The sequence below is a fragment of the Agrobacterium sp. M50-1 genome, from assembly GCF_049843495.1.
GTDB classification, from domain to species: Bacteria; Pseudomonadota; Alphaproteobacteria; order Rhizobiales; family Rhizobiaceae; genus Agrobacterium; species Agrobacterium radiobacter.
In genome coordinates this window covers 234,506-259,521 of sequence record NZ_JBBHZH010000002.1, presented here as the reverse complement: position 1 = coordinate 259,521, position 25,016 = coordinate 234,506, and the positions used below count along the sequence as shown (strand labels likewise).

22 protein-coding genes and 1 tRNA gene are annotated in these 25,016 nt (G+C 58.3%); 12 read left to right on the top strand and 11 right to left on the bottom strand.

The window, feature by feature from the left end:
• Positions 1-10: 10 nt before the first annotated feature.
• Both argS and WDZ78_RS05370 read right to left on the bottom strand, forming a co-directional pair.
• Positions 11-1,768: an arginine--tRNA ligase gene (gene argS, locus WDZ78_RS05375; RefSeq protein WP_026364139.1), complete on the bottom strand. Its 1,758-nt coding sequence runs from the start codon at positions 1,766-1,768 to the stop codon at positions 11-13.
• A gap of 76 nt (positions 1,769-1,844) precedes the next feature.
• The gene (locus WDZ78_RS05370; RefSeq protein WP_020012746.1) at positions 1,845-3,062 is read right to left on the bottom strand and encodes a deoxyguanosinetriphosphate triphosphohydrolase; all 1,218 of its coding nucleotides are present in this window, start codon (positions 3,060-3,062) and stop codon (positions 1,845-1,847) included.
• A 215-nt stretch (positions 3,063-3,277) separates the two neighbouring features.
• On the opposite strand from WDZ78_RS05370, the gene erpA reads away from it, so the two are divergent.
• Both erpA and xth read left to right on the top strand, forming a co-directional pair.
• A complete protein-coding gene (gene erpA, locus WDZ78_RS05365; RefSeq protein WP_020012748.1) occupies positions 3,278-3,610 on the top strand; it encodes an iron-sulfur cluster insertion protein ErpA in 333 nt (110 codons plus the stop codon).
• Positions 3,611-3,920: 310 nt separating this feature from the next.
• Positions 3,921-4,718, top strand: a complete 798-nt coding sequence (gene xth / locus WDZ78_RS05360) for an exodeoxyribonuclease III (protein WP_020811523.1) — start codon at positions 3,921-3,923, stop codon at positions 4,716-4,718.
• Positions 4,719-4,760: 42 nt separating this feature from the next.
• Here the strand turns inward: xth and exoR are convergent, their stop codons facing one another.
• The 8 genes from exoR to WDZ78_RS05320 all read right to left on the bottom strand — a co-directional run bounded on the left by exoR (position 4,761) and on the right by WDZ78_RS05320 (position 13,906).
• Positions 4,761-5,555 carry an exopolysaccharide production regulator ExoR gene (gene exoR / locus WDZ78_RS05355; protein WP_020012750.1) on the bottom strand — a complete coding sequence of 265 codons (795 nt, stop codon included), beginning with the start codon at positions 5,553-5,555 and terminating at the stop codon, positions 4,761-4,763.
• A gap of 562 nt (positions 5,556-6,117) precedes the next feature.
• On the bottom strand, positions 6,118-7,407 hold the full coding sequence (locus tag WDZ78_RS05350; RefSeq protein WP_065656003.1) for an outer membrane protein transport protein: 1,290 nt from the start codon (positions 7,405-7,407) through the stop codon (positions 6,118-6,120).
• A gap of 461 nt (positions 7,408-7,868) precedes the next feature.
• Positions 7,869-10,712, bottom strand: coding sequence for a valine--tRNA ligase (locus WDZ78_RS05345; protein ID WP_425672496.1), 2,844 nt, complete (start codon positions 10,710-10,712; stop codon positions 7,869-7,871).
• Between the two features lie 219 nt (positions 10,713-10,931).
• On the bottom strand, positions 10,932-11,903 hold the full coding sequence (popZ, locus tag WDZ78_RS05340) for a cell division protein PopZ (protein ID WP_425672495.1): 972 nt from the start codon (positions 11,901-11,903) through the stop codon (positions 10,932-10,934).
• Between the two features lie 392 nt (positions 11,904-12,295).
• On the bottom strand, positions 12,296-12,967 hold the full coding sequence (locus WDZ78_RS05335; protein WP_020012753.1) for a protein-L-isoaspartate O-methyltransferase family protein: 672 nt from the start codon (positions 12,965-12,967) through the stop codon (positions 12,296-12,298).
• 183 nt (positions 12,968-13,150) lie between these two features.
• Positions 13,151-13,396 carry a hypothetical protein gene (locus tag WDZ78_RS05330; protein ID WP_020012755.1) on the bottom strand — a complete coding sequence of 82 codons (246 nt, stop codon included), beginning with the start codon at positions 13,394-13,396 and terminating at the stop codon, positions 13,151-13,153.
• 43 nt (positions 13,397-13,439) lie between these two features.
• A tRNA-Cys gene (locus WDZ78_RS05325) sits at positions 13,440-13,513 on the bottom strand.
• 240 nt (positions 13,514-13,753) lie between these two features.
• Positions 13,754-13,906 carry a DUF3309 family protein gene (locus WDZ78_RS05320; RefSeq protein WP_003495626.1) on the bottom strand — a complete coding sequence of 51 codons (153 nt, stop codon included), beginning with the start codon at positions 13,904-13,906 and terminating at the stop codon, positions 13,754-13,756.
• 708 nt (positions 13,907-14,614) lie between these two features.
• Here WDZ78_RS05320 and WDZ78_RS05315 point away from each other — a divergent pair.
• Entirely contained in the window at positions 14,615-14,917 is a 303-nt protein-coding gene (locus tag WDZ78_RS05315) for a hypothetical protein (protein WP_003509745.1), read from the top strand.
• A 94-nt stretch (positions 14,918-15,011) separates the two neighbouring features.
• Positions 15,012-15,257: a DUF982 domain-containing protein gene (locus WDZ78_RS05310; protein ID WP_003509748.1), complete on the top strand. Its 246-nt coding sequence runs from the start codon at positions 15,012-15,014 to the stop codon at positions 15,255-15,257.
• Between the two features lie 512 nt (positions 15,258-15,769).
• Here WDZ78_RS05310 and wrbA read toward each other — a convergent pair.
• Positions 15,770-16,369 carry an NAD(P)H:quinone oxidoreductase type IV gene (gene wrbA, locus WDZ78_RS05305; RefSeq protein WP_026364141.1) on the bottom strand — a complete coding sequence of 200 codons (600 nt, stop codon included), beginning with the start codon at positions 16,367-16,369 and terminating at the stop codon, positions 15,770-15,772.
• Positions 16,370-16,647: 278 nt separating this feature from the next.
• On the opposite strand from wrbA, the gene WDZ78_RS05300 reads away from it, so the two are divergent.
• The 8 genes from WDZ78_RS05300 to WDZ78_RS05265 all read left to right on the top strand — a co-directional run bounded on the left by WDZ78_RS05300 (position 16,648) and on the right by WDZ78_RS05265 (position 24,983).
• Positions 16,648-17,439: a competence/damage-inducible protein A gene (locus WDZ78_RS05300; RefSeq protein WP_425672699.1), complete on the top strand. Its 792-nt coding sequence runs from the start codon at positions 16,648-16,650 to the stop codon at positions 17,437-17,439.
• A 103-nt stretch (positions 17,440-17,542) separates the two neighbouring features.
• Complete coding sequence (locus WDZ78_RS05295) at positions 17,543-18,388, top strand: universal stress protein (RefSeq protein WP_020012759.1); 846 nt, start codon at positions 17,543-17,545, stop codon at positions 18,386-18,388.
• Between the two features lie 299 nt (positions 18,389-18,687).
• Positions 18,688-19,185: a xanthine phosphoribosyltransferase gene (gpt, locus tag WDZ78_RS05290; RefSeq protein ID WP_003508098.1), complete on the top strand. Its 498-nt coding sequence runs from the start codon at positions 18,688-18,690 to the stop codon at positions 19,183-19,185.
• The gene (locus tag WDZ78_RS05285) at positions 19,186-19,482 is read left to right on the top strand and encodes a hypothetical protein (protein ID WP_425672494.1); all 297 of its coding nucleotides are present in this window, start codon (positions 19,186-19,188) and stop codon (positions 19,480-19,482) included.
• Positions 19,483-19,743: 261 nt separating this feature from the next.
• On the top strand, positions 19,744-19,875 hold the full coding sequence (locus tag WDZ78_RS05280) for a hypothetical protein (RefSeq protein ID WP_262514456.1): 132 nt from the start codon (positions 19,744-19,746) through the stop codon (positions 19,873-19,875).
• Positions 19,865-23,683, top strand: coding sequence for a vitamin B12-dependent ribonucleotide reductase (locus WDZ78_RS05275; protein WP_425672493.1), 3,819 nt, complete (start codon positions 19,865-19,867; stop codon positions 23,681-23,683). The genes WDZ78_RS05280 and WDZ78_RS05275 overlap by 11 nt, the downstream gene beginning before the upstream one ends.
• A gap of 111 nt (positions 23,684-23,794) precedes the next feature.
• Positions 23,795-24,415 carry a DUF5343 domain-containing protein gene (locus tag WDZ78_RS05270; RefSeq protein ID WP_141097696.1) on the top strand — a complete coding sequence of 207 codons (621 nt, stop codon included), beginning with the start codon at positions 23,795-23,797 and terminating at the stop codon, positions 24,413-24,415.
• A complete protein-coding gene (locus WDZ78_RS05265) occupies positions 24,405-24,983 on the top strand; it encodes a Swt1 family HEPN domain-containing protein (RefSeq protein WP_020012762.1) in 579 nt (192 codons plus the stop codon). Before WDZ78_RS05270 ends, WDZ78_RS05265 begins: the two co-directional genes overlap by 11 nt.
• Positions 24,984-25,016: the final 33 nt, after the last annotated feature.

The following is a 25,016-nucleotide window of genomic DNA, read 5'->3' as shown; positions in this document are numbered from 1 at the left end:
TGGTGATATGTTATCGCATTTCAGCAGGTGCGTCCGCTCCTAAAAGCGTAAGGCCGGACCTCAAAACATTTGCGACAGCATTCACCAGCCCAAGTCTGGCAATGCTCAATTCTCGGTTTTTATCGTTAATAAAACGTAATTCCTGATGGTCTTTACCCTTGTTCCAGTGTCCATGGAAGGAACTGGCGAGATCATAGAGGTAAAAAGCAAGCCGGTGCGGCTCATGCGAAAGGGCCGCCGATTCGATCAGGCGCGGATATTCGGCGAGCTTTGCAACCAGCTGCAACTCGTTGATATCGCTGATCAAAGCGACAGATGCCGCCATCTCTTCCGCAGAGGGAGCAAGCCCCGGAAACGCTTCCTGCGCTTGCCGGAAGATCGACATTGAGCGGGCGTGCGCATATTGCACGTAAAAAACCGGATTATCCTTCGATTGTTCGGTCACTTTCGCGAAATCGAAGTCCAGCGGCTCGGAATTCTTCCGATAAAGCATCATGAATCGCACGGGATCGCGACCCACTTCGTCGACGACATCACGCAGAGTGACGAAGTCGCCGGAGCGTTTCGACATCTTCACCGGCTCGCCGTCGCGGAACAGCTTGACGAGCTGGCACAGAAGAACCGTCAGCTTCGACTTGCCCTCGGAGACGGCGCGCGCAACGGCTTCAAGACGCTTGACGTAACCGCCGTGGTCAGCGCCGAGCACATAGATCATCTCGGAGAAACCACGGTCGAACTTGTTCTTGAAATAAGCGACGTCGGCGGCGAAATAGGTGTAGGAGCCATCCGATTTCATCAGCGCGCGGTCCATGTCGTCGCCCACTTCCGTGGAGCGGAACAGCGTCTGTTCGCGGTCTTCCCAGTCCTCAGGCAATTCGCCCTTCGGCGGCGGCAGGGTGCCCTTGTAGACATGGCCCTTGAAGGTGAGATCGTTGATGGCCGAGAGAATGGGGCCGCCATTGCCCTCATGCAGCGTGCGCTCCGAGAAGAACACGTCGTGCCGGACGTTGAGCAGCGCAAGATCCTCGCGGATCATCACCATCATCGCGTCGATCGCCTTGTCTTTCACGATCGGCAGCCATTTTTCCTCGGGCATGGCGCGCAGCTTGATGCCATATTCATCCGCCAGCGCCTGGCCAACGGGAACGAGATAGTCACCGGGGTAGAGACCGGACGGAATGGTGCCGATATCTTCGCCAAGCGCCTCGCGGTAACGCAGGAACACCGAACGGGCCAGCACATCGATCTGCGAGCCGGCATCGTTGATGTAATATTCCTTGGTAACGCCGTAACCCGCAAAAGCGAGCAGGTTCGCCAGCGTGTCGCCCACCACGGCGCCACGGCAATGGCCGACATGCATCGGGCCGGTCGGATTGGCGGAGACATATTCGACGTTGATCTTCTGGCCTGCACCGATGGTGGAGCGGCCGAAATCGATACCCTGGCTGATCATGTCGGCCAGAAGACGCTGCCAGTAACCGACCGAGACCTTGAGATTGATGAAACCGGGACCCGCGACATTGACGCTGTCGACGTCGCCATCGGCCTGAAGTGCGGGCACGATGAGTTCGGCAAGCGCGCGCGGATTGGTGCCGAGCGGCTTCGCCAGCACCATGGCGGCATTGGTTGCAACATCGCCGTGGCTCAGATCACGCGGGGATTCGACCGTAATTCGACTGAAATCGACCTTTTCGCGGTTCTCTTTCACGAGATCGAGGGTCTCGAGCGCGTTTTTGATCCTGGTATCGAAATCAGCAAAAATGTTCATCGTTCCAACCTGCGCGAAGGGCTTCTGTTTATGTCCGGCCATCATAACCGGGTCGGCTCCGCGATTGCCCGCTGCCCTATCGCAAATCGGGGGTGTGGTCAAACAGACGCTGGTGGGCGCGCAGTGCATAACTGTCGGTCATCCCGGCCAGATAGTCGCCCACATGCCGGGCTTTTGCGGCCACGCTCATGCCGGAAATGCTGTCCACCCAGTAGTGGCTCTGCATTTCCGCCGGTGTTTCCATATAACGGTGGAAAAGATCGGTGACTATCTGTGTCGCACCGGCGCGGATGCGCATGATTTCCGGATGCCGGTAGATATGGCCGAACAGCAGCTTCTTGATCTGCCGGTCGGTCTCGGCCATCTCAGGCGAGAAGGTCGCGACGGTGAAATCGGCGGCGCGAATATCGGCCGCGCTTCGCGGTTTCAGGCGGGCAAGATTCTGCTGCGCAACGCCGATCACATCCTCGACCATGTGGGTGATCTGCCGGCGCATGATCTCATTGGCGAAACGCTCCTTGTCGAGCACGGGATATTTCGCCCGCACCTGCGCCATCAGGCCGCTGAGGAAAGGCACCTCCTCCAGCATCTCGAAGGTGAGATAACCGGCGCGCAGGCCGTCATCGATGTCGTGGGTATTATAGGCGATATCATCGGCAATCGCCGCCACCTGCGCCTCGAGGCTCGCATAGGTGCCGATTTCCAGATCCTGCAGCTCGCAATATTCGAGGATGGGCAGCGGAACCGGTCCCTTGATCCCCTCACCCTTGGCGTTCACCAGCGGGCCATTGTGTTTGACGAGCCCTTCGAGCGTCTCCCAGGTGAGGTTGATGCCGTCATATTCGGCATAACGGCGCTCCAGCTTCGTGACGATGCGCAGCGACTGCGCATTGTGGTCGAAACCGCCATAGAGCAACAGAACCGCATCCAGCGCGTCTTCGCCGGTATGGCCGAAGGGCGTGTGGCCGAAATCATGCACCAGCGCCACGCCTTCGGCGAGATCCTCATCGAGCTTCAGCGCGCGGGCGAGCGCTCGCGCAATCTGCGCAACTTCGATGGTGTGGGTGAGACGGGTGCGATAATGGTCGCCGTCAGGGCTGATGAAGACCTGGGTCTTGTGCTTCAGGCGGCGAAAGGCTGTCGTGTGGACGATGCGGTCACGGTCGCGCTGGAATTCGGAACGCGTCAGGCTTCCCTCTTCGGGAAAAAGACGGCCGCGCGTGGTCCATGGATCAGAGGCGAAAACCGCCCTCTCGCCACTTCCGAAACCCAATGCGCGCTGGTCTATGATCATGCATCCACCTGTTGTCTTCTCTGGCCGGTACTTCCTTTTGGTCTCGGCCATTGACCTTTTCATTCACCCTTCATACCTATCGCAGACGTCAGCGCAAAGCATCATCGCCGCGCTGACCGCCTTCACACAGGCTATAGACCGGGAATTTGACCGGTTTATAATGGTGACAACGAGATTATTGCTCTCCGGTTCTTGACCCCGGCAGGAGAAACGACATGGAAAACAGCGACATTACCCTTTCGGAAGCAGCGGCGAAGCGAATCGCCCAGATCGTCGCAGCCGACGCCGGCAAACAGGCGCTGCGCGTTTCGGTGGAAGGCGGCGGCTGCTCGGGCTTCTCCTACAAGTTCGATCTGGCCGAAGACAAAACCGATGACGACATCGTGATCGCCCGCGGCGACGCCAAGGTGCTGATCGACAGCCTGTCGGTTGTCTATATGGCCGGCTCCGAAATCGACTTTGTGGACAATCTGCTCGGGCAATCCTTCCAGATCAAGAACCCCAACGCCGTGGCAAGCTGCGGCTGTGGCACGAGCTTTTCTATTTGAGCGAATGGCCCGCGACTCCACCTCGATGCTCTCAACTTTGAGGTGATGCGCATTTCTCTCCTCCCCTCATCCCTGTGCTTGTCACAGGGATTCAGCCAGCCCAAGTCCTTGGGCTGAGAAGAGTCCTTTCGCCGCGCAGACGCGCGTCGGCTGGATTCCTGTGACAAGCACAGGAATGAGGGACGAAAAAACGCAGCGATGCCGCCCGCCCGCCCGGCGTCTTTCCACCACATCCACAGGGCCGTTTTCCAAAAACGGTGGCAATCGATTTTGCATCGGGTAAAAGTACCCTCACAAAAGGGAAACTCCGATGAAGATTGCCACCTGGAACATCAATGGCGTCAAGGCGCGTATCGAAAACCTCTGCCAGTGGCTGAAGGATTCATCGCCCGATATCGTCTGCCTTCAGGAAATCAAATCGGTCGACGAGGGTTTTCCCCGGCTTGAGCTGGAAGCGCTCGGTTATCACGTCGAGACTCACGGCCAGAAGGGCTTCAATGGTGTGGCGCTGCTCTCGAAGGTAAAGCCCGACGAAGTCAATCGCGGCCTGCCGGGCGACGACGCCGACGAACAGGCGCGTTTCATCGAAGGCGTGTTTTCCGTGGAAGGCGGCGCGATCCGCGTCTGCTCGCTTTACCTGCCGAATGGCAATCCGCCTGACGATCCGGTCAAATATCCCTACAAACTTGCCTGGATGGAGCGGCTGCGGCGTTTTGCCGAAGATCGCCTCGCGCTTGAGGAACCGCTGATCCTCGCTGGCGACTACAATGTCATCCCCGAGCCGTTCGATTGCCACGACCCACGCGTGTGGGAAGGTGATGCTTTGTTCCTGCCGAAGACCCGCGCCGCCTTCCGCAAGCTGGAGAATCTGGGCTTCACCGATGCCGCGCGGGCGACGACGGATGAAGCAGGACTTTATTCCTTCTGGGATTATCAGGCCGGCGCATGGCCGAAAAACAACGGCATCCGCATCGATCATCTGATGTTATCGGCCGAAGCTGCCGACCGGCTGCAATCCGTCAGCATCGAAAAACATGTGCGGGCCTGGGAAAAACCGTCCGACCATGTGCCGGTCTGCGGTTATTTCGCTTTCAGTCCGGCCGGCTGACCGGCCCTCTTCGGGCGGAAGAAGCCGCCCTGATCGCCATTCTCAATCCGGATCGTTGAACTGCATGTTCTGCGCCATGGCGATCGCCGCGCGGCGATCGTTCTCACCGGCGAGCGAAAAAGCCTGCTCCTGGAGGTTCTGTATCCAGGTGCAGTCCACCGCCGTGCATTTGTCGAGCGCAGCCGTCATGAAGGCGAGGCCCTGCGTCGTCTGGCCTTCCTGGAAGATCAGGTTGCCGAAGATCGACATGGCGCCGGCATGGCCGTGCTTGCGGGCCTGATTGAGCCACTTCTTGGCCTGCTGCACATCCGCACGGCCGCCCTCGCCGGCAAGAATCATCTCCGCCAGACGGAACTGCGCTTCAGCGACACCAAAGGTGGAGGCCACCTGGAAATAAAGCTGTCGGGCCTGCGAAAGGTCCATTTTGACAGGGCTGCCGGGAATGCCGTGACGGTAATAATCGGCGAGAGAAAGCAGCGCATTGACGAAGAAGCCGGTATCTTCCGAACCCGGCTCGACGCCCTGATTGGCGATTTCGCTGTAGATCTTGAAAGCTTCGAAGTCGTTCTTGGCGACGCCGTCGCCATAGGCATACATATTGGCCAGCGCCCAGCGCGAGCCGGTATGGCCCTTCTCAGCCGCGTAGCGATAGGCCTCGACGGCTTCACCCTTGTTGCCGTTCTTGTAGGCCTTGAAGCCGAACTTGAACAGGTCGAAGGGGCCGGATTCCTTGGTCACGCCCGCATTGATGTCAAAAGCCGCAGCAGGCATTGCGAGCGACGCAAGCAACATGCCCATGAGGAGCGGCTTTAAAACGTTGGCTTCACATTTCAGCATTTCAGCGAACTTCTCTCACTCTTCCCGGCATATAGCCAATACTTGCGGAATACTGCAAAGCCGAACCCGCCGGGTCGCGATTTTTCGAACACACTGCGTCTTTCCGGCAGCACTTTCCAGCGCACCACCGGTGGTCATCTGCGGCAATTGCCCTCATTTTCCAGTGAGACAGATATAGGCATAATTTCCGGCAATATAACGGCATTTCACCGTCCACCGGTCAGCGCCAAACAAGAAAGCCGGACCCAATTCCCGTATTACTTGCTTAAACCCTGAATCCAAACCCGTTTTCACTTTCCGGCCTTGCGCACCACCACATCAAACGCCTGCATGTTCTTTCATTCCCGCGTCCCTAAACATAAGCCAAGCACCCTGTTTGTGGCGGGAAATGGACAGATATGCTCACATTCCAACGCGACCACACGCTTGCAGAAAAGTGTTGCCAAATCGTCACAAAACTTTCGGGCTAGAAAATTTTATCGAGCAGGAATCATAGTCGCGCATGAAAAAAGGCCCGGTTGGTAAACCGGACCTTTATTTTAGCATCTACGGAAGGATGGTGTCAGAACTTGACCTTCACGCCGGTCGAGATTGCTGCGACGAGGTCGTTACCGAAGTCGTAGCCCGCCTCGTTGCCGCAGGTGAAGCCTGCGCCGCACGGTCCGCCATTGATGGACGAGCTACCCGAGGTGAGAAGGCCGAGAGCGCCGGCAATCTTGAACTCGATGTTCTTGTTCGGGGAGTAGACGATCTGCGTGCCCAGTGTCCAGGTGTCGGTCTGGGTGCCGATGACGGTCGATGTACCGCGATCCCAGGTCAGGCTCACAGCACCGCTCCACTGTTCGTTGAACTTGTGACCGACGCCGCCGGAAATCGTCCAGCCGTCGCGATAAAACAGGTCGAGCGTGTTCAGCGTGTCTGCGCCACTTGGAACGCAGGGCGACGTGCCGACCGCGCAGAAAGGAATAACCTGAATCTGGCTCCAGTCCGTCCACTTGACCGAACCGAAAGCAAGCCAGTCCGGCGCAATACCGGATTGCACCTTGAGCTCGATGCTGTCAGGCATGGAAACAGAGCCATAGATCGGCACAAGCTTGCCGCCGTATTTTGCGAGCGTGGGAGATATGGACGGCGGCGTCTGCGGGATCGCCCTGACATCGGCGAAACCGGTCAGGTCGTGATCGACGGCGCTGTTGTAAACGAGGCTCGCACGGAACGCGATCTCGGGAATCTCATAGGCCATGCCGGCGCGCCAGCCCCAGCCGTCACCTTCCATCTCGAGTTTGCCGACGCCGCTGAAGCTGGACCAGGCCGGATTGAGGCCCAGAACGGCCGGGCCGAGAACCTGACGGTATTTATAACCGCTCAATTCCTGATAGAAGCCGCCGCCGATGATCGAGAAGTCACCCTTGCCAAGATCGAACTTCACCCGGCAGGTGGTGGCGTAGTTGTGCGACTTGACCTTGGTTTCGATATTGTAGCTCGAACCCTGCCAGATGCCGGGATTAAGGTGCGCGCCCCATGGCTGCGAATAGTCGAACATGCAGTCGCCGAAATCGCCGATTGCCGCCTTGGCGCCGATACGAGTCGACCAGAAGTTTTCAGAGTCATCTGCGCTTCTTGACCAGGCCGCAGGCAAAGGACCGCTCTTCAGCGGATTGTCCCGCGCATTCTCCACCTTGCGCTGCGGTGCGACGAAGGTCGCGGAACTGTCGAGAACATAATCGGACGGATCGAACAGCAGGTCGATATTGTAACCACCGCGCTCAAGGCCACCCGCCAGTGAAGGCGTTACCGCCGCGATGCTGACTGCGAAACATACCGCGCCGCGAAAAATTGCAGTTTTTGCCATCTCTCTCCCCAATCAAGGCAATGTGATCATCAAAAGAGTGAAGCTCTTCGCAGCAAATGACAATCTGCCGCACACTGGCACAGTTCTGCGACACTTCTCCATTTTTTACGTAAGAATTTCATGTCGATCCCCTTGCATAGTCATTTTAGGTTATTTTTCTAATCCAATTGAAGCAATCCGACATAAAATGAAACAAATTCCCACTTGAGACGGGAATTGTCTCCAAATAACCACACTCCCGGGTTTCCCGAGGAAACGCGCTTATCAGGCCGTTTTTGTTGGCTTTTTTAACTGTTCGGACGGTTTTTGGCCAAAAATGACGTGAAATAATTGCGCTTTCGAGCGAACATGATTCGCCATCGCAGTGCAGCAATCAACCGAGACGAATTGTTATATCAACGCAAAAAACGCCCCGTTGCGGACGGGGCGTTTCTGATTTCTGCAGAGCCGTAAGCGGTATATTACCCCGCTTCGCTGACCCGTGTGAGCGCCGTTCTCAGGCTTGCAAGCTGCACTTCCAGCTCCGCCTTGCGCTCGCGCTCGGCGGCAACCACTTCCGGGTCGGCATTGGCCACGAATTTTTCGTTCGACAGCTTCTTGTCGATGCGTTCCATTTCCGCATCCACCTTGCCGATCGCCTTTTCGAGACGGGTCTGTTCAGCCGCGAGATCAACGAGGTTGCCGAGCGGCAGGCAGACAGTCGCCTCGCCGACGATGATCTGCGCGGAACCCTTCGGCGCAACCTCGGCGGCACGGATTTCATCCGCCCGCGCTAAGCGCCGGATGGCGGCGGCGTGGCGGTCGAGCCGCGCTTCGGTGGAGGTATTGGCGCCGACGACCACAAGCGACGCGGTGGCGCCCGGCGGCACATTCATTTCGGCGCGCGCGGAGCGGATGCCGGAAACGAGATCGATCAGCCAGTTGATCTCCGCAGCTGCGGCATCATCGCGGAACTCCGGCGTCGGCCAGTCGGTGAGGCAAAGCAGATCATCCCGCTCCTCGCCCTCGCCCGCCGTGTGCGCCCAAAGCTCTTCGGTCATGAAGGGCATGAAGGGATGCAGGAGCTTGTAGATCTCTTCCAGAACATAGGCCGCACAGGCCTGGGATTCCCGCTTCGCCTTTTCGTCCTCGCCGCCGAAGACGGGCTTCAGCAGTTCCAGATACCAGTCGCAGAACTGGTTCCAGACGAAACGATAGAGAATGCCTGACGCATCGTTGAAGCGGAAATTCTCAAGCGCCGCCGTCACGTCGCGCGCCGTATTGGCAAGCTCGGTCAGGATCCAGCGGTTGATGGTCAGCGATGCGGTTTCAGCCAGGAAGTGCGGATCGCGCTTGACGCCATTCATCTCGGCAAAGCGCGTGGCGTTCCAGAGCTTGGTGCCGAAGTTGCGGTAACCGGCAATACGAGCCGGATCGAGCTTCACGTCGCGACCCTGCGCCGCCATGATGGCTAGCGTGAAACGCAGCGCATCCGCGCCGTATTCGTCGATGAGCTCCAGCGGGTCGATGACGTTGCCCTTGGACTTCGACATCTTCTGGCCGTTCTTGTCGCGAACCAGCGCATGGATATAGACCGTGCTGAAGGGCTCGACCGGATTGCCGGCGTCGTCCTTCATGAAATGCAGGCCCATCTGCATCATCCGCACCACCCAGAAGGGGATGATGTCGAAGCCGGTAACCAGCACGTTGGTCGGGTAATAACGCGCCAGTTCAGGCGTCTGTTCAGGCCAGCCGAGCGTCGAGAACGGCCAGAGCGCCGACGAGAACCAGGTGTCGAGCACGTCTTCGTCGCGCGTCAGGATGTCGCCCGGCGCGAAGTTTTCGAGCTTCTCCTCGACCCAGGCCTTCCACGGACCTTCATGGGCGATATAGTGCTGGATGGCGGCCTGCAGCGCCTCTTCTTCGGTCTTCTCAACAAAGACCTGCCCGTCCGGGCCATACCATGCCGGAATCTGGTGTCCCCACCACAATTGCCGCGAGATGCACCACGGCTGGATATTCTCCATCCACTGGAAGTAAGTGTTTTCCCAGTTCTTCGGCACAAAATTGGTGCGGCCTTCGCGAACCGAGGCAATCGCCGGCTGCGCCAGCGTCTTGTTGTCCACCCACCACTGGTCGGTCAGGCGCGGCTCGATCGGCACGCCGCCGCGGTCGCCATGCGGCACCACATGCTTGTGCGGCTCGATCTTGTCGAGCAACCCGGCCTCTTCGAAGATTTCAACGATGATCTTGCGCGCGGTAAAGCGATCCTGTCCTTCCAGACGATCCCATGCGCCGTGCAGCGCAGCGGGATGGCTGAGACCTTCGAGGAAATCCTCGTTCTCCTTGATGGTGATCGTGCCGTCGATATTCATGACATTGATGGCGCGCAGGCCGCAGCGCTTGCCGACTTCGAAATCGTTGAAGTCATGCGCGGGCGTGATCTTCACGGCGCCCGTGCCGGCGGTCGGATCGGCATAGTCATCGGCAACGATCGGGACCTTGCGGCCGACGATCGGCAGGATGACATGCTTGCCGACAATGCCCTTGTAACGCTCATCCTCAGGGTTCACCGCAATGCCGGTATCGCCGAGCATCGTTTCCGGGCGCGTCGTGGCGACGACGATATAATCGCGGGTCTCGAACTCGGTGGGCTTGCCCTCCTCATCGAAAGCGATCGGATACTGATAGGTAACGCCCTTTTCGAGCGGGTAACGCAGATGCCAGAGATTGCCCTTGACCTCGATCTGTTCGACTTCCATGTCGGAAATCGCGGTCAGCAGCTTCGGGTCCCAGTTGACCAGACGCTTGTCCTTATAGATCAGGCCCTGCTTGTAGAGCGTAACGAAAACTTCGAGTACAGCCTCGGAGAGACCTTCATCCATGGTGAAGCGCTCACGCGACCAGTCGCAGGATGCGCCAAGGCGTTTCAGCTGGTTAAAAATCAGACCGCCGGATTCGGCCTTCCATTCCCAGACCTTCTCCACGAAAGCCTCGCGGCCCATCTCACGGCGGCCGGGAAGCTGGCCTTCCATCAGCTTGCGCTCGACGACCATCTGCGTGGCGATGCCGGCATGGTCCATGCCCGGTTGCCACAGCACGTCCTTGCCGCGCATACGCTCGAAGCGGACCAGAATATCCTGCAGCGTGTTGTTGAGCGCGTGCCCCATATGCAGGGAGCCGGTCACATTCGGCGGCGGGATGACGATGGTGAAGGTTTCCGCGCCCGGCTTGGCGTTGGCGCCGGCACGAAAAGCATTAGCCTCGTCCCAGGCTTTGGCGATCTTCGGTTCGACGGATGCGGAATCGTAGGTCTTTTCGAGCATTTCCTGACCTGAATTTTAGAGTTCTTGTGTGGATTTTTTTAAATAAGGATGGACGGGAGAGAGTCAACAGAAACCCGCCCGCGAGCCAACCATTGAGCGGACCCACGGGTGACTATGACCCCATAACACCTTCATCTTCAACAAAAAAGCCGCCCCGTTGCCGGAGCGGCGGCTGTTTCATCGCATCATCAGCAATTGCAGATGCGACAAGAGCGGGACTTAGCGGCGCGAACCGCGCGCCACGCGTTCGATTTCCTCGCGCACGAGACGCTCCACCAGCGTCGGCAGATTGTCTTCCAGCCAGTCCTGCAGCATCGGGCGCAGCATCTCGGCGGCCATATCCTCGATCGAGCGCCGCTCGACACCGTCAAAAACCTCCGCCAGCTCGCTGAAGGAACGGGCGATCTGCGCACCGGCAGCGGCGGAAAGCAGATTGAGCGACAGGCCGCCCTCAACATCCGCCTCGTCTTTTGCCTGCAACTCGGCCAGATCGAATGTCGGCTTCTCACCGACAGGGTTCAGCACCGCGATGTCGAAACGCTCCGCTGTCAGCGGCGTTTCAATGGCGCCGCGCAGCGTAAGCTGATCGAAGCGGCTTTCGGCCGAAGGCGCGCTTTCGACGGCGGCGGCGGCGGCGCGATCCTCAGCGGCAAAAGACGCCGGCTGCTCGTTCACACCTGCGGCCGCCACGGCTGCCATCAGCGGCCGAACATCCGTCGGGCGCTGCGGCGCGGCGCGGTCGGAAGACGATACGGACGAAGGCTGTGATACATTCGGGGCGGCTGCGGCCGGCAACGCGGTCTCGGCCGCGCCACGCTGCGCCTGCGGTCCCATGGCGGCGTTACGGTCGGCGGCGGCACGCACGCGGGCGGCGACATCGGCAAGCGACATGGTCTTTTCGGCAGAGCTTTCCTGCCGTTCAACCATGGGCCCTTCAGAAATCGGCGAAAAATCCTGCGCAGGCCGTGCGCCAAAAGCCTGGTTTGCGGCGGGGGGGACGCGTGCCGGCGGGCTGATGGGCTCCGCCACGAAAGCCGCTTCGCTTGCAGCCTCGTCTTCATCGTCATAGACCGGCGGCAACTGCCCGGAGAACGCGCCGGTGGGTCCGGTCTCGTTGCTTTCGATGATCCGGCGGATAGACGCCAGAATCTCTTCCATGGACGGTTCACGCGCTACGCTTGGCTGAGCCATATCAATCCCCGGTTTCCACTCTTCGAGCGCCCTGCCGCATCCCTCTCGGACACCGGATAAAGCGCTCCTTGACCTGTTCAATTTTCACATCGCGTTTTCGGCAACCGAAATCGATCACCACACCGATGCTCTGAAACACGGCCGGCCAAAGCGCTTGAGCAATTTTGCCGTCCCTGTCGCAGGGTCATGCGGGGCAGAAATACGCACACCCCGAATCACCCTTAGTTTAGGTCAGCATAGCGAGGAACTAAATCACTGATTCGACAAGTTTCGTGATGATGCACAGCTTTGTGAGAGCGGCCGGGAGGAAGCGGTCTTCCGGCAAACCAAACACAAAAACGCCGGGGCGGAAAGTCCACCCCGGCGTCAAAAAGACAATGATCGTTTGCCGATCAGAAAACGAATTCAGCCGCCTTGGCAAAACCCGGCAGCGGCTTGACCGACGCATTGAAGAAGGTGGCGGCCGATGTGCCGTTGCCGTCGCGGCGATAGACGGTGGCCTTCGCGGCTCCGCCATATCCGACAACGACAACCAGACGTCCGCCGTCACGCAGCTGGTCGGTCAACGCCGCCGGCACTTCTTCCACCGAGCCATTGATGAAAATGAGGTCATAGGGCGCTTCGCCCGCATAGCCCTTTTCGAGATCGCCGGTCACGACGGCGACATTGTCATATCCGAGCGAAGCCAGCGTCTCGGTCGCCTGCGCGGCCAGGGCCTCATCGCTTTCGAGCGAAACCACCGAACCGGCAAGCTGGGAAAGAATGGCAGCCGCATAACCTGCACCACCGCCGACTTCCAGGACGACGTCTTCCTTCGATACGGCCGAAAGCTGCAGCAGCTTCGCCAGCGGCGAAGTCTTCATGACATAACGGGCCGGGCGGCCATCGCGGGCGGGACAGATCTGCAGATCCTCGTCCACATAGGCAATCTGCCGCACGCCCGCCGGCACGAAAGCCTCGCGCGGCACGCTCAAAAACGCCTTCAGCACGGAATGCGACGTCACGTCGGTCGTGCGCAACTGGCTGTCGACCATATTGGCGCGTGCGGTTTCGAAATCCATCATGTCCTTATCGCCTCAATTTCACGGATAGGGGCCAAAAACCAGCCCAAGTCGGAAGATGCAGCCGACCGTTAAAACAATCTCATAATTGCCAGAGGCTGCGCTTTCAAGCGCGCTCATTGGCTGCGGTCCTAAAAAGCACCGGAGGGTGATGCAAATTTCCCGCGATTGGCGTGAATCGCATCGTCAGGAAGCAGGAATATCCGGCATGATCCACCAGAAAAGCTGAACGAGATCGCTCCAAAGCTGCGTCAGGTCCTCGATCATCTGGATCGTCGTCACATAGGCATAGATCGCCAAGACAGTCACAACACCGAGGAGCAGCCATGGCCAGAGCCTTCGCTTCCCGCCGTTGCCCGCCTTGGCCTGCCGATCCTGATCCACGCTCTCCTCCTGCATTCTGGCCAAAAAAACAGCGCGCATACGCGTCATCTACGGGTCGCAGATCTGATGTAATGCCGATGGTGGAGAAATTTGGAGGCCTCGCCCGGAATTGAACCGGGGTACAAGGATTTGCAGTCCTCTGCGTCACCACTCCGCCACGAGGCCTCACACGCTCATCAATCAAGCGATGGCGGGCATTTAGAACGAATCCATTATGGGCGCAAGAGGGTTCGTTCCGAATGTAGTGTTTTTTCGGATCGGACCGACACGCAGCAAAGGTGGGTCACCTAAGCGCTTAAGATTCCGAAGCTTTTTGTATCTGCTTCATATCTCAGAAGAAAACAAAGCCCGCATCCGGCGCGTTTGCGCCGTCGCGGGCAATGCTGCATCTTATATGCCGATCGGTCAGATCCGCCCAAGCAGGACAAGGATCAGAACGATGACCAGTACCAGTCCGAGGCCACCCGACGGACCGTAGCCGTAATTATGGTAACCCCAGCTGGGCAGCGCGCCGATCAGGAAAAGAATGAGCAGGATGACGAGGATGGTGCCGAGCATGTTTAACCCTCCGCTGTTGGCATGTGTCTGCCTGATTGAATGATGAAACGCGCAAAAAGTTCCCTTTCCTGCGGGTCCGGCACCATAATTGCAGATGGGCATCCTGTTCCGTTTCAACGGGTTACACCGGCAATTCTAGGAAGCGGCCCATTCGCCCCCTCTCCTGAAGTAATTCTCTGGCTAATTATATCGCGGCGGGAAGCTCGGGATGCGAATGACAGGCCAGCCTTCACGCGGACCCACCAAACCAGCGATTTATTCGTGGTAATTTCTCGGCCTATGTCTATCGGCAGTTGTCCGTCATATTAAGCGCCAGTCCCCCGTACCCTGAAACTGGCGGGAGACGGAGAGATCTGGCATCACTGGCAGTGCGCCAGATCTCTCCCGCCCCTCCCCAAGGCCCTCAAATTCTCCTTTGCAGGCACACGGATATTTTACCGGCCGTGTCACGCCTTTGCCTTGCCTTGCCGGTTTCAGTCCGGCTAGACCCCGTGCCGGGAGGGAGAAACGAGAATCATATGTCCGGTTTTGCGAACCTCATCCCGCTTTTCATCTTTGGCCTGCTCGTCTACTTTTTCTTTCGCTGGGTCGCGCGCGACATTCAGAATCCGAAAAGCAAATAGTCGGGGAAAATCGCCTCCGGCCCCTTGCCCGCCGGGAACCGCTGCGCCTCCATCTCGTTTTCACAGACGCACTTCGGAGGACAGGATGAAAACGCTCGCATCATCGGCCACTATCGCGCTTGCACTGGCACTTGCCGGATGCACCGCCGGCACGACTGCCTATGTCGGCCCCGCGCCCTATGTCGAACCCATCCCCGGCAGCATCATCTACAGGGGCCAGCCGCGCACAAAGCTGACGAAATCACCGATCGGCAGCACCTTCAGCCATGAATTCCGCATAGACGGCAGCACAAGGGCGGTGGAAACCTATCGCATTGCGCCCGACCGCTCGCTGGAACTCATCGACCGGCGCATCATTCGCGACTGGCTGTTCGGGCGCGACGACTGACCGCACCGCAACCGGCAGAAACGCATCCGCAACGGGATTGCGCATCCTGACCGGTTCGTTTAGAGCCGGGCGCAACAACCACGATGGATAGGCGATGAATACGCGCTGGCAAAAACCCGTCCTGATCGCGTTCGAAACGCCGGGCGATTACACGAGCATCGAAACCACTCAGGCCGCCTCCTGGGCGCTGATCGAGGACTGGCCTATAGAAGACGGCGATGCGCTGGACAAGGCGCTGCTGATCTGCGCCGCCGTCGATGCAGGCCGGAAAAAGCCCGAGGACGCGCGCAAGGCCTTCATCGCAGCCGCAATCGAAGCGGGCCTCGATATCAAGGCCTGACGGCGCAATAACTGGGGCCGCAGACTATAAATGCCGCCTGCAGCGCTACGGTTTCAACAAGACAGGTTCGATGGATCGCAACAGATGGAAGCTTCCGGAAACATGAAAAAAGCCCTGTTCATTTTTCTCCTCTCCTGCCTGGCGATCGGCCTTCTCGGCCACCTCGTGGTCGCCTTCGTCGTCACAGGCTGAAGCGTGAAAACGCCCTCCGTCGAAAGGCGGAGAGGCTGGATTTTAGAATTTCCTGAATTTCATTCTTTCGTTATGGAACCGCGATAAACTTTGACCGTTCTCTTTTCACTCAACAGGAGGAGGGTTGGAATGCGTGACGGATTGAACGGTTTTCTCGAAATCTCGATGATCGGCTTCGTGGTCGCAAGCTGCCTTTTCATGGTCAACCTGCCGATTTGACCCACCTCAAAAATCTATCTCCGACAGAACCGGCGACTTGACGTTCCGGCATAAAAAATGCGGCCTTTTGGGCCGCATTTCTGTTTCAACAAATCATCACGTCAGGCAGAAAGCTTGGCGGCCAGCTTGGCGACATGGGCGCCCTGATAACGAGCGGCGTCCAGCTCGATTTCGGAAGGCTGACGCGAACCATCGCCATCGGTGATGGTGGAGGCGCCATAGGGCGAACCGCCCTTGATCTCATCAACGCCCATCTGGCCCTGGAAAGCATAGGGCAGGCCGACAACGGCCATGCCGTGGTGCAGGAAGGTGGGGATGAAGCCGAGAATGGTGGATTCCTGGCCGCCATGCTGGGTGGCGGACGACGTGAAGGCCGAGCCGACCTTGCCGACCAGCTTGCCACTGAACCACAGGCCACCGGTCTGGTCCCAGAAATTGCGCATCTGCGACGCAACCGTACCGAAACGCGTGCCGGCGCCGACGATGATCGCATCGTAATCCGCCAGTTCGTCCACCGTCGCCACCGGAGCCGGCTGGTCCAGCTTGAAGTGGGAGGACTTGGCAACCTCTTCCGGAACGAGTTCGGGAACGCGCTTGACCACGGCTTCCGCGCCGGTGGACTTCACGCCCTCGGCAACCGCATAGGCCATTTTCTCGATATGGCCGTAAGAGGAGTAATAAAGTACCAGAACCTTCGTCATTCTCTTCGTTTCCTTTGCTGGAACTGTTTCCGGCGTACCGGCGACAAGCTTCTTTAAAAACTCGATGATCATCGGCGTTGACCTGTAAAAACCGTATGACAAAAACGTAGCGGACGGATCGGTCTCTCGCCAGCCGGGGATTGGCATACGCACTGTTCACGATGAGTGAACACTCGATGCCATCGTCAACCAATCCCCGTTTTGCGTTTCTTTAAAACCGCTTTGCATTCGCACTGGCGCGGCGTTAACGTCTGACAAAACAGATGACGAGTGCACCCATGTCCAACCCCTCCTCCACCTCCTCCGTTGTTACCGCCGCCATGCTTGCCATCGGCGACGAACTGCTTTCGGGCCGCACCAAGGACAAGAATATCGGGCACCTCGCGGATGTGCTCACCATGTCCGGAATTGACCTGAAGGAAGTGCGCATCGTCGCCGACGAGGAGGAAGCGATCGTGGAAGCGCTGAACGCGCTGCGCAGCCGTTACGATTATGTCTTCACCTCGGGCGGCATCGGCCCGACCCATGACGACATAACCGCGGATGCGGTATCAGTGGCATTCGGCCTGCCCTGCGAACACGACGCCGAGGCGCTGCGCCTGCTCGGTGACATGTATCGCGTCCGCGAAATGGAATTCACCGAGGCGCGCAAGCGCATGGCGCGCATGCCGAGAGGCGCCGCCCACATCGCCAACCCCGTTTCCGTCGCCCCCGGCTTCGTCATCGGCAATGTCCACGTCATGGCCGGCGTGCCGCAGGTGTTCCAGGCCATGCTCGACAATGTCATGCCGACGCTGCGCACCGGTGCGAAAGTCATGTCGCAGGCGGTGCGTTCGCCCTATGGCGAAGGTGATATCGGCACGCCGCTGACGGCCATCCAGAAGGCGCACCCCGAAACCAGCATCGGCTCCTATCCGAAATATGACGGGCAGCGTTTTTCGACGGAGATCGTCGTGCGCGCCAGAGACGCCGGCGTGCTGAAGGCGGCGACCGACGCGGTTGCGGCCATGATCGAAACCATCGGCCAGGAGAAACAATTGGCCGCCAGCAAGGGCGATGCAACCGCCTGAAACGAAAAGGCCTGAAACAAAAAGGTTTGACCAAAATCAAGGTGGCCATCGGCAAAGACGGCCACTCTCCCCCTAGAAAAGACATGTCACCGAGGAGAGAGAAATGGGTTACAAAACGATACTGGCAGTGGTCGACAATGTTTCGAACACGCAGAAGCTCGGCGAATTCGTGGTGAGCCTTGCCGACCAGTTTTCCTCGCATGTGATTGGCCTGCACATGGAAACGCTGGCCGCCGTTCCGCTCGTCGCGCCGATGGAAATTCCCGATCCCGCCACCGTGCAGGCGCTGCAGGATGTGGCGCACAAGGAAACCACCGACGTCGGGACTATCTTCGAGCACACCCTGTCCGCCAATGGCATCTCGCATGAATGGCGCAGCTTCGTCACCTCGGTGGGTTACGCCTCCGCATCGGCGATCGACAGCGCGCGTTGCGCCGATCTCATCGTCGCCCGCCAGAGCAGCTCCTCGGCACTGTCAGACAGCCGCTCGGACATTGACGGCTTCCTTTATGAAAGCGGCCGCCCCGTTCTTCTCGTGCCGCATGTGCTGACCCTTGCGAAACCGATCAAGCGCGTCCTGATCGCATGGAACGGCTCGCGCGAGGCGACCCGCGCGACCTTCGACGCCCTGCCCTTCCTGAAGGCCGCAGACAGTGTCGAGATTTTCTCCGTCGATCAGGCCGAAAGCGAAACGCAGTCTTCCGGCCTTGCCGGTGCGGAACTGGCCGCCACCCTCGCCCGCCACGGCGTCAATGTCACCGTCACCTCGCAGGAAAAGATCGCCGGGATCTCGCCGCAGGCGGCTATCGAAAACCGCCTGTCCGACAACAGCATCGACCTGCTGGTCATGGGCGCTTATGGCCATTCCCGCTGGTGGGAGCTGCTGTTCGGCGGCGTGACGCGCACGCTGCTCGATTCCATGACCGCAATGACGCTGCTGTCGCGTTGAATAAGGATGCGGCGCAAACAGTGCCGCATACCCTCCGTATCCCGCATTATACGAGCGATCACCGCTTGTTTCTTCTCCCCGCCGGGGAGAAGTCCGCGGCAGCGGGATGAGGGGGCGACAGTCGAGATATGCGGTGAGGCTTCCCCCTCATCCGACCCTTCGGGCCACCTTCTCCCCAGCGGGGAGAAGAAACAGGCGGCAATCTCCCGCCCTGTCCTTTTAGCGGAAAGCTTGCCTTTTTGCCGGTCTTGCGGCTATTAGCCAAAGCCATCGACAATTTTGACCAGATGGTAGACGACATGTCCCTTCCCGATAAAGCCTTTCCCGTTTCCTGGGACCAGTTCCACCGCGACGCCCGTGCGCTTGCCTGGCGTCTTGCCGGTCTCGACAAAGAGTTCCGGGCAATCGTCTGCATTACCCGCGGCGGCCTCGTTCCGGCGGCGATCATCTCGCGCGAACTCAACATCCGCATGATCGACACGGTCTGCATCGCCACCCGCCACGATTACGTCAACCAGGGCGACACGGTTCTGCTGAAGGGCGTAGCGCCGGAGCTGATGTCCGACAGCGGCGAAGGCGTGCTCGTCGTCGACGATCTGACCGACACCGGCAAGACGGCGCTGGAAGTGCGTGAAATGCTGCCGAAGGCGCATTTCGCCTGTGTTTACGCCAAGCCGAAGGGCGTGCCGACCATTGACACCTTCGTCACCGAAGTCAGCCAGGATACCTGGATCTATTTTCCCTGGGACATGGGCTTCACCTATCAGGAGCCGATCGCCAAGGGATCGCGCGGCTGATTGCCGGCCGTCATTAAAAAATCGCACAGAAAAAACCGCCCCGCCGAGGGCGGTTTTTTTGGGAGAAAATCCTTCTTTGATGACGGCGGAAAAACACGGAAAAACCGCAGTGTCGCCATTATGCCTCACCCCGGAAATGCGGGGTTTTGTCTTTCCGTTGCGGAAACCAGCCTCGCGCAAGCTTCAAATTTTCCCGCCAAGTCACTGATTTTTCTAATCGCTTTTCCTATCCCCGTTTTCCACAGGCACTTCACACAATATCTTGTGGTTAAAAATGGGTTTCAATCTATGGCTTGACGAATCTGTGCCGCGAGAGGAAAGTGACACTTATGTTGCGGCGGCAACGGACCGGAAAGTAACGAGGCCGGTTCCTCTCCATCTTCAGCGCGCATGTCCAAACGGCTGTCCCGACCATGAGGGGGCGGTTCGCCGCAGGCTTTTGCGCGCCTTTCGGAAACCGCCAAAAACATGACGCGGGGACTGGCGGCAGGAAGCTGTTGATACTATATTTAGTATTCCATGACATGCTTGCAGCCGAATAAGCCACGAGATACAGGGATGACATCCAAGGATGAACATCCCTTACAGATCGGCAACAACCGGCTGCGCGAAGGCATCGCACGGCTGGACCGGATTTTTGCGCCCTTCACCGGGCGCCCAATGGACGAGGACAGAAACCATGCGCATTGAACGCCGCTTCACGAAGCCCGGCCAATCGCCTTACGCGGAAATCGACTTCCGCAAGGCCGTCAGTGAAATCAAGAACCCGGATGGATCGATCGTGTTCCGTCTGGCTGACATCGACGTTCCCGCGCAGTTTTCCCAGGTTGCCACAGACGTTCTGGCGCAGAAATATTTCCGCAAGGCCGGTGTGCCGAAGTTCCTGAAGAAGGTTGAGGAAAACGATGTTCCTTCCTTCCTGTGGCGCTCCGTTCCCGATGAAAAGGCGTTGAAGGACGTTCCGGAAGCCGAACGTTTCGGTTCCGAGACCGATGCGCGTCAGGTTTTCGACCGTCTGGCCGGCACCTGGGCCTATTGGGGCTGGAAGGGCAAATATTTCTCGTCCGAAGAAGATGCGCTGGCCTTCCGCGACGAGCTTGCCTATATGCTCGCCACCCAGCGCGTCGCCCCCAACAGCCCGCAATGGTTCAACACCGGCCTGCACTGGGCCTATGGCATTGATGGTCCCGGCCAGGGCCACTTCTATGTCGACCCCTTCACGGGCAAGCTGACCAAGTCCAAATCCGCTTACGAACATCCGCAGCCGCATGCCTGCTTCATCCAGTCCGTTGAAGACGACCTCGTCAATGAAGGCGGCATTATGGACCTGTGGGTGCGTGAAGCGCGCCTGTTCAAATATGGTTCCGGCACCGGCTCCAACTTCTCCTATCTGCGCGGCGAAGGCGAAAAGCTCTCCGGCGGCGGCCGCTCCTCCGGCCTGATGAGCTTCCTCAAGATCGGCGACCGCGCAGCCGGCGCCATCAAGTCCGGCGGCACGACCCGTCGCGCAGCAAAGATGGTGGTCGTCGATGCCGATCACCCGGATATCGAAGCCTATATCGACTGGAAGGTGAACGAGGAGCAGAAGGTTGCCGCGCTCGTCACCGGCTCGAAGATCGTCGCCAAGCACCTGAAAGCGATCATGAAGGCCTGCGTCAATTGCGAGGCTGACAATGGTGACTGCTTCGACCCGGCCAAGAACCCTGCCCTGAAGCGCGAAATCCGCGCCGCCAAGAAGGACATGGTGCCGGAAAACTACGTCAAGCGCGTCATCCAGTTCGCCGAACAGGGTTACAAGGACATCCAGTTCAAGACCTATGACACGGACTGGGATTCGGAAGCCTACCTCACGGTATCAGGCCAGAACTCCAACAATTCCGTCTCGCTGAAGGACGACTTCCTGCGCGCTGTCGAGAACGACGGCGACTGGAACCTCACCGCCCGCAAGGACGGCAAGGTCATGAAGACGCTGAAGGCCCGCGACCTCTGGGAAAAGATTTCCCACGCCGCCTGGGCGTCGGCTGACCCCGGCCTGCACTTCAACACCACCATGAACGACTGGCACACCTCGCCGGCCGAAGGCCCGATCCGCGCTTCGAACCCGTGCTCGGAATATATGTTCCTCGACGACACGGCCTGCAACCTCGCCTCGCTGAACCTCTTGCAGTTCAAGGATCAGGCGACGAAGCGCATCGACATCGCCGATTACGAACATGCCGTTCGCCTGTGGACCGTCGTGCTCGAAGTGTCCGTCATGATGGCGCAGTTTCCGTCGCGCCAGATTGCCGAACGTTCCTATGAATACCGCACGCTCGGTCTCGGTTACGCCAATATCGGCGGCCTCCTGATGTCCTCGGGCATTCCCTATGACAGCGATGAAGGCCGCGCCATTGCCGGTGCGCTGACCGCGATCATGACTGGCGTTTCCTACGCCACCTCGGCGGAAATGGCCGGCGAGCTTGGCCCCTTCCCGAGCTTTGCGCCGAACCGCGACAACATGCTGCGCGTCATCCGCAACCACCGCCGCGCCGCCCATGGCCTGTCGGATGGTTATGAGGGCCTGTCGGTGAACCCGGTCGCACTTATCCATGCCGATTGCACGGATCAGGACCTTATCACCCACGCCACTGCCGCCTGGGACAAGGCGCTGGAACTTGGCGAACAGCATGGCTACCGCAACGCCCAGACGACGGTTATCGCGCCGACCGGCACGATCGGCCTCGTGATGGATTGCGACACCACCGGCATCGAACCCGACTTCGCGCTGGTGAAGTTCAAGAAGCTCGCCGGCGGCGGCTACTTCAAGATCATCAACCGCGCGGTTCCCGATGCGCTGCGTTCGCTCGGTTATTCCGAAAGCCAGATCGCCGAGATCGAGGCCTATGCCGTCGGCCATGGCAATCTCAACCAGGCGCCGGCCATCAACCCTTCCACGCTGAAGGCCAAGGGCTTCACCGATGAGAAGATCGAAGCCGTCAATGGCGCGCTGAAAAGCGCCTTCGACATCAAGTTCGTCTTCAACCAGTGGACGCTCGGCGCCGACTTCCTCAAGGACACGCTGAAGGTCTCCGACGAGCAGCTCTCCGACATGAGCTTCAACCTGCTTGAGCACCTCGGCTTTGCCAAGAAGGACATCGAAGCGGCGAACGTTCACGTCTGCGGCGCGATGACGCTGGAAGGCGCACCGTTCCTCAAGAACGAGCATCTGCCTGTCTTCGATTGCGCCAATCCCTGCGGCAAGATCGGCAAGCGTTATCTCTCGGTCGAATCCCACATCCGCATGATGGCGGCGGCACAGCCGTTCATCTCGGGCGCGATCTCCAAGACGATCAACATGCCGAACGATGCGACGGTTGAAGATTGCGGCGCAGCCTACATGCTTTCCTGGAAGCTGGCGCTGAAGGCCAACGCCCTTTACCGCGATGGTTCCAAGCTTTCCCAGCCGCTCAACGCTTCGCTGGTGGAAGACGAGGACGACGAAGATTTCGTTGAAGACCTGATCCAGCAGCCGCTTGCCCAGCAGGCCGTGACGATCACCGAAAAGATCGTTGAGCGCGTCATCGAGCGGGTTTCCCGCGAGCGTGAAAAGCTGCCGAACCGCCGTCAGGGTTACACCCAGAAGGCAACGGTTGGCGGTCACAAGGTCTATCTGCGCACCGGCGAATTCGGTGACGGCCGCATCGGCGAAATCTTCATCGACATGCACAAGGAAGGCGCCGCCTTCCGTGCGATGATGAACAACTTCGCCATCGCCATTTCGCTCGGCCTGCAATATGGCGTGCCGCTGGAAGAATATGTGGAGGCCTTCACCTTCACCAAGTTCGAACCGGCCGGCATGGTGCAGGGCAACGACGCGATCAAGAACGCCACATCGATCCTCGACTACGTGTTTCGCGAACTCGCCGTCTCCTATCTCGGCCGCCACGATCTGGCCCATGTCGATACGTCCGACTTCTCCAATACCGCACTCGGCAAGGGCATCCAGGAAGGCAAGACCAACCTGCTTTCCACCGGCTGGACACGCGGTTACAAGCCGACGCTGGTTTCCAGCAACGAAGGCGAACGCTCCGCTTCCGAACCCAAGGGTTCGGCAACGGCAGCCCCGGCCCGCGCCTCGGCCAACGTCACCTCCTTTGCAGGCTCCGCCGCCCGCAAGCTGGAACCGACGGTCGCCATCTCCACCTCGGAAATCGTCTCCTTCAAGCGCGATTATGAAGAACGCGCCAAGGAACTGGCGGAAGAGATTGCCGAAGAGGTGATCGACGACGTGGTCCAGGAAGCCAAACAGACCGCAACCGCCCTCTTCTCCGACAAGGCCGCCGCAGACGCTGCATCGGCCAAGGCGGAAGCCAAGAAGAAGGAAAACGAACGCCGCATGCGCTCGATTGCACAGGGCTATACGGGCAACATGTGCTCGGAATGCCAGAACTTCACGATGGTGCGGAATGGCACTTGCGAGAAGTGCGATACTTGCGGTGCGACGAGTGGTTGCAGCTGAGAAATACAGGGATAAGTGGCGTAGCCACTTTCCAGTAGCTTAAGTTGAGCAGAATATATCCCCGCGATGACTTAGTTCATTGCGGGGATTTTTATTGAGGAGGTTTGGACTTTGACGCTTACAAATACATACCTAGTTGCCTCAGGTCGAGTGAAAGAGTTTTTTGAGAAGATTAAAAGTGGCCAGGCTCCGGAGCAATTTACGACGCAGCTTCTCAAAGATTGGGGCTTTGGCTCATCAAATGACAGGGCGTTTATTCCTTTATTGAAAGCACTCGGGTTTCTTTCACCAGATGGAAAACCCACCTCAAGATACCACACATATCGCGATCATTCTCGATCCGAAAAAGTGATGGCAGAAGCTCTTCGAGAGGCATACTCCGACATTTTCCTTATAAAAGAAATCCCAACAAACTCCGATAAATCATCTATACTTGGAAAATTTAAGAGTTACCATAATACAAATGATAATGTTGCTGGACTGATGACAAAAACATTCTTGGCGCTATGCGAATTAGCAGACTTCAAGGGTGGAAATATTATCAAAAGCGAAGCTTCACCGGAACCTTCGACAAACATTGTGGACCGAATGGTAGCTCCAACAGGGCACGCCACCCACAGACCTCCACCCGGCCTTCACTACAACATTCAAATTCACCTACCGGCGACAAAAGACGTGGAGGTATATAACGCGATTTTCAAGTCATTGAGAGAGCATCTATATGACCACTAAGGAACTTAGAGACTTCCTCTTTCGTGGTCTGATGTTCGAAGCTGAGGCAGCCAATTTCCAATCGGCGGGAATTCAAGTTGGCGCAGACCAAAGTGACGCTGAAGAAAAACTACTTGCTGAAGCTCTGTCACCTTTCAGTGTGTCACTTCGCAATAAAGCGCTTGAAATGGCGAGGCTTTATGCCGTCCTATTTTGCTTCGAAAATTCCGTTCGCGATTTCATTCGAGACACTCTCTTGGAAAAAGACGGAATAGAGTGGATTGAGCAACTGCCACCAAAAATTAGAGGGCAGGCCGAATCTCGTCGAAACGCCGCCGTCCAAGACTCTTGGCTTGAAGGTGAAAACACGGATTTGCTCGGCTTTGTGGACTTCGGTCACCTCGCCCAAATTATTATAAACAAATGGGATTATTTCCCAATATTACCTTCCCAACATTGGCTTAAACAACGCATGGATGAGATGGAAAAGGTCAGAAATTTCATTGCGCACAACAGAATGTTGCTTCCGAGCGAGTTTCAAAGACTATACATGTACGTCAATGACTGGAATCGAGTAGTGGGGCTTTAAGCTCGTCAAATGCATCACAAGGTCGTTTCTAGC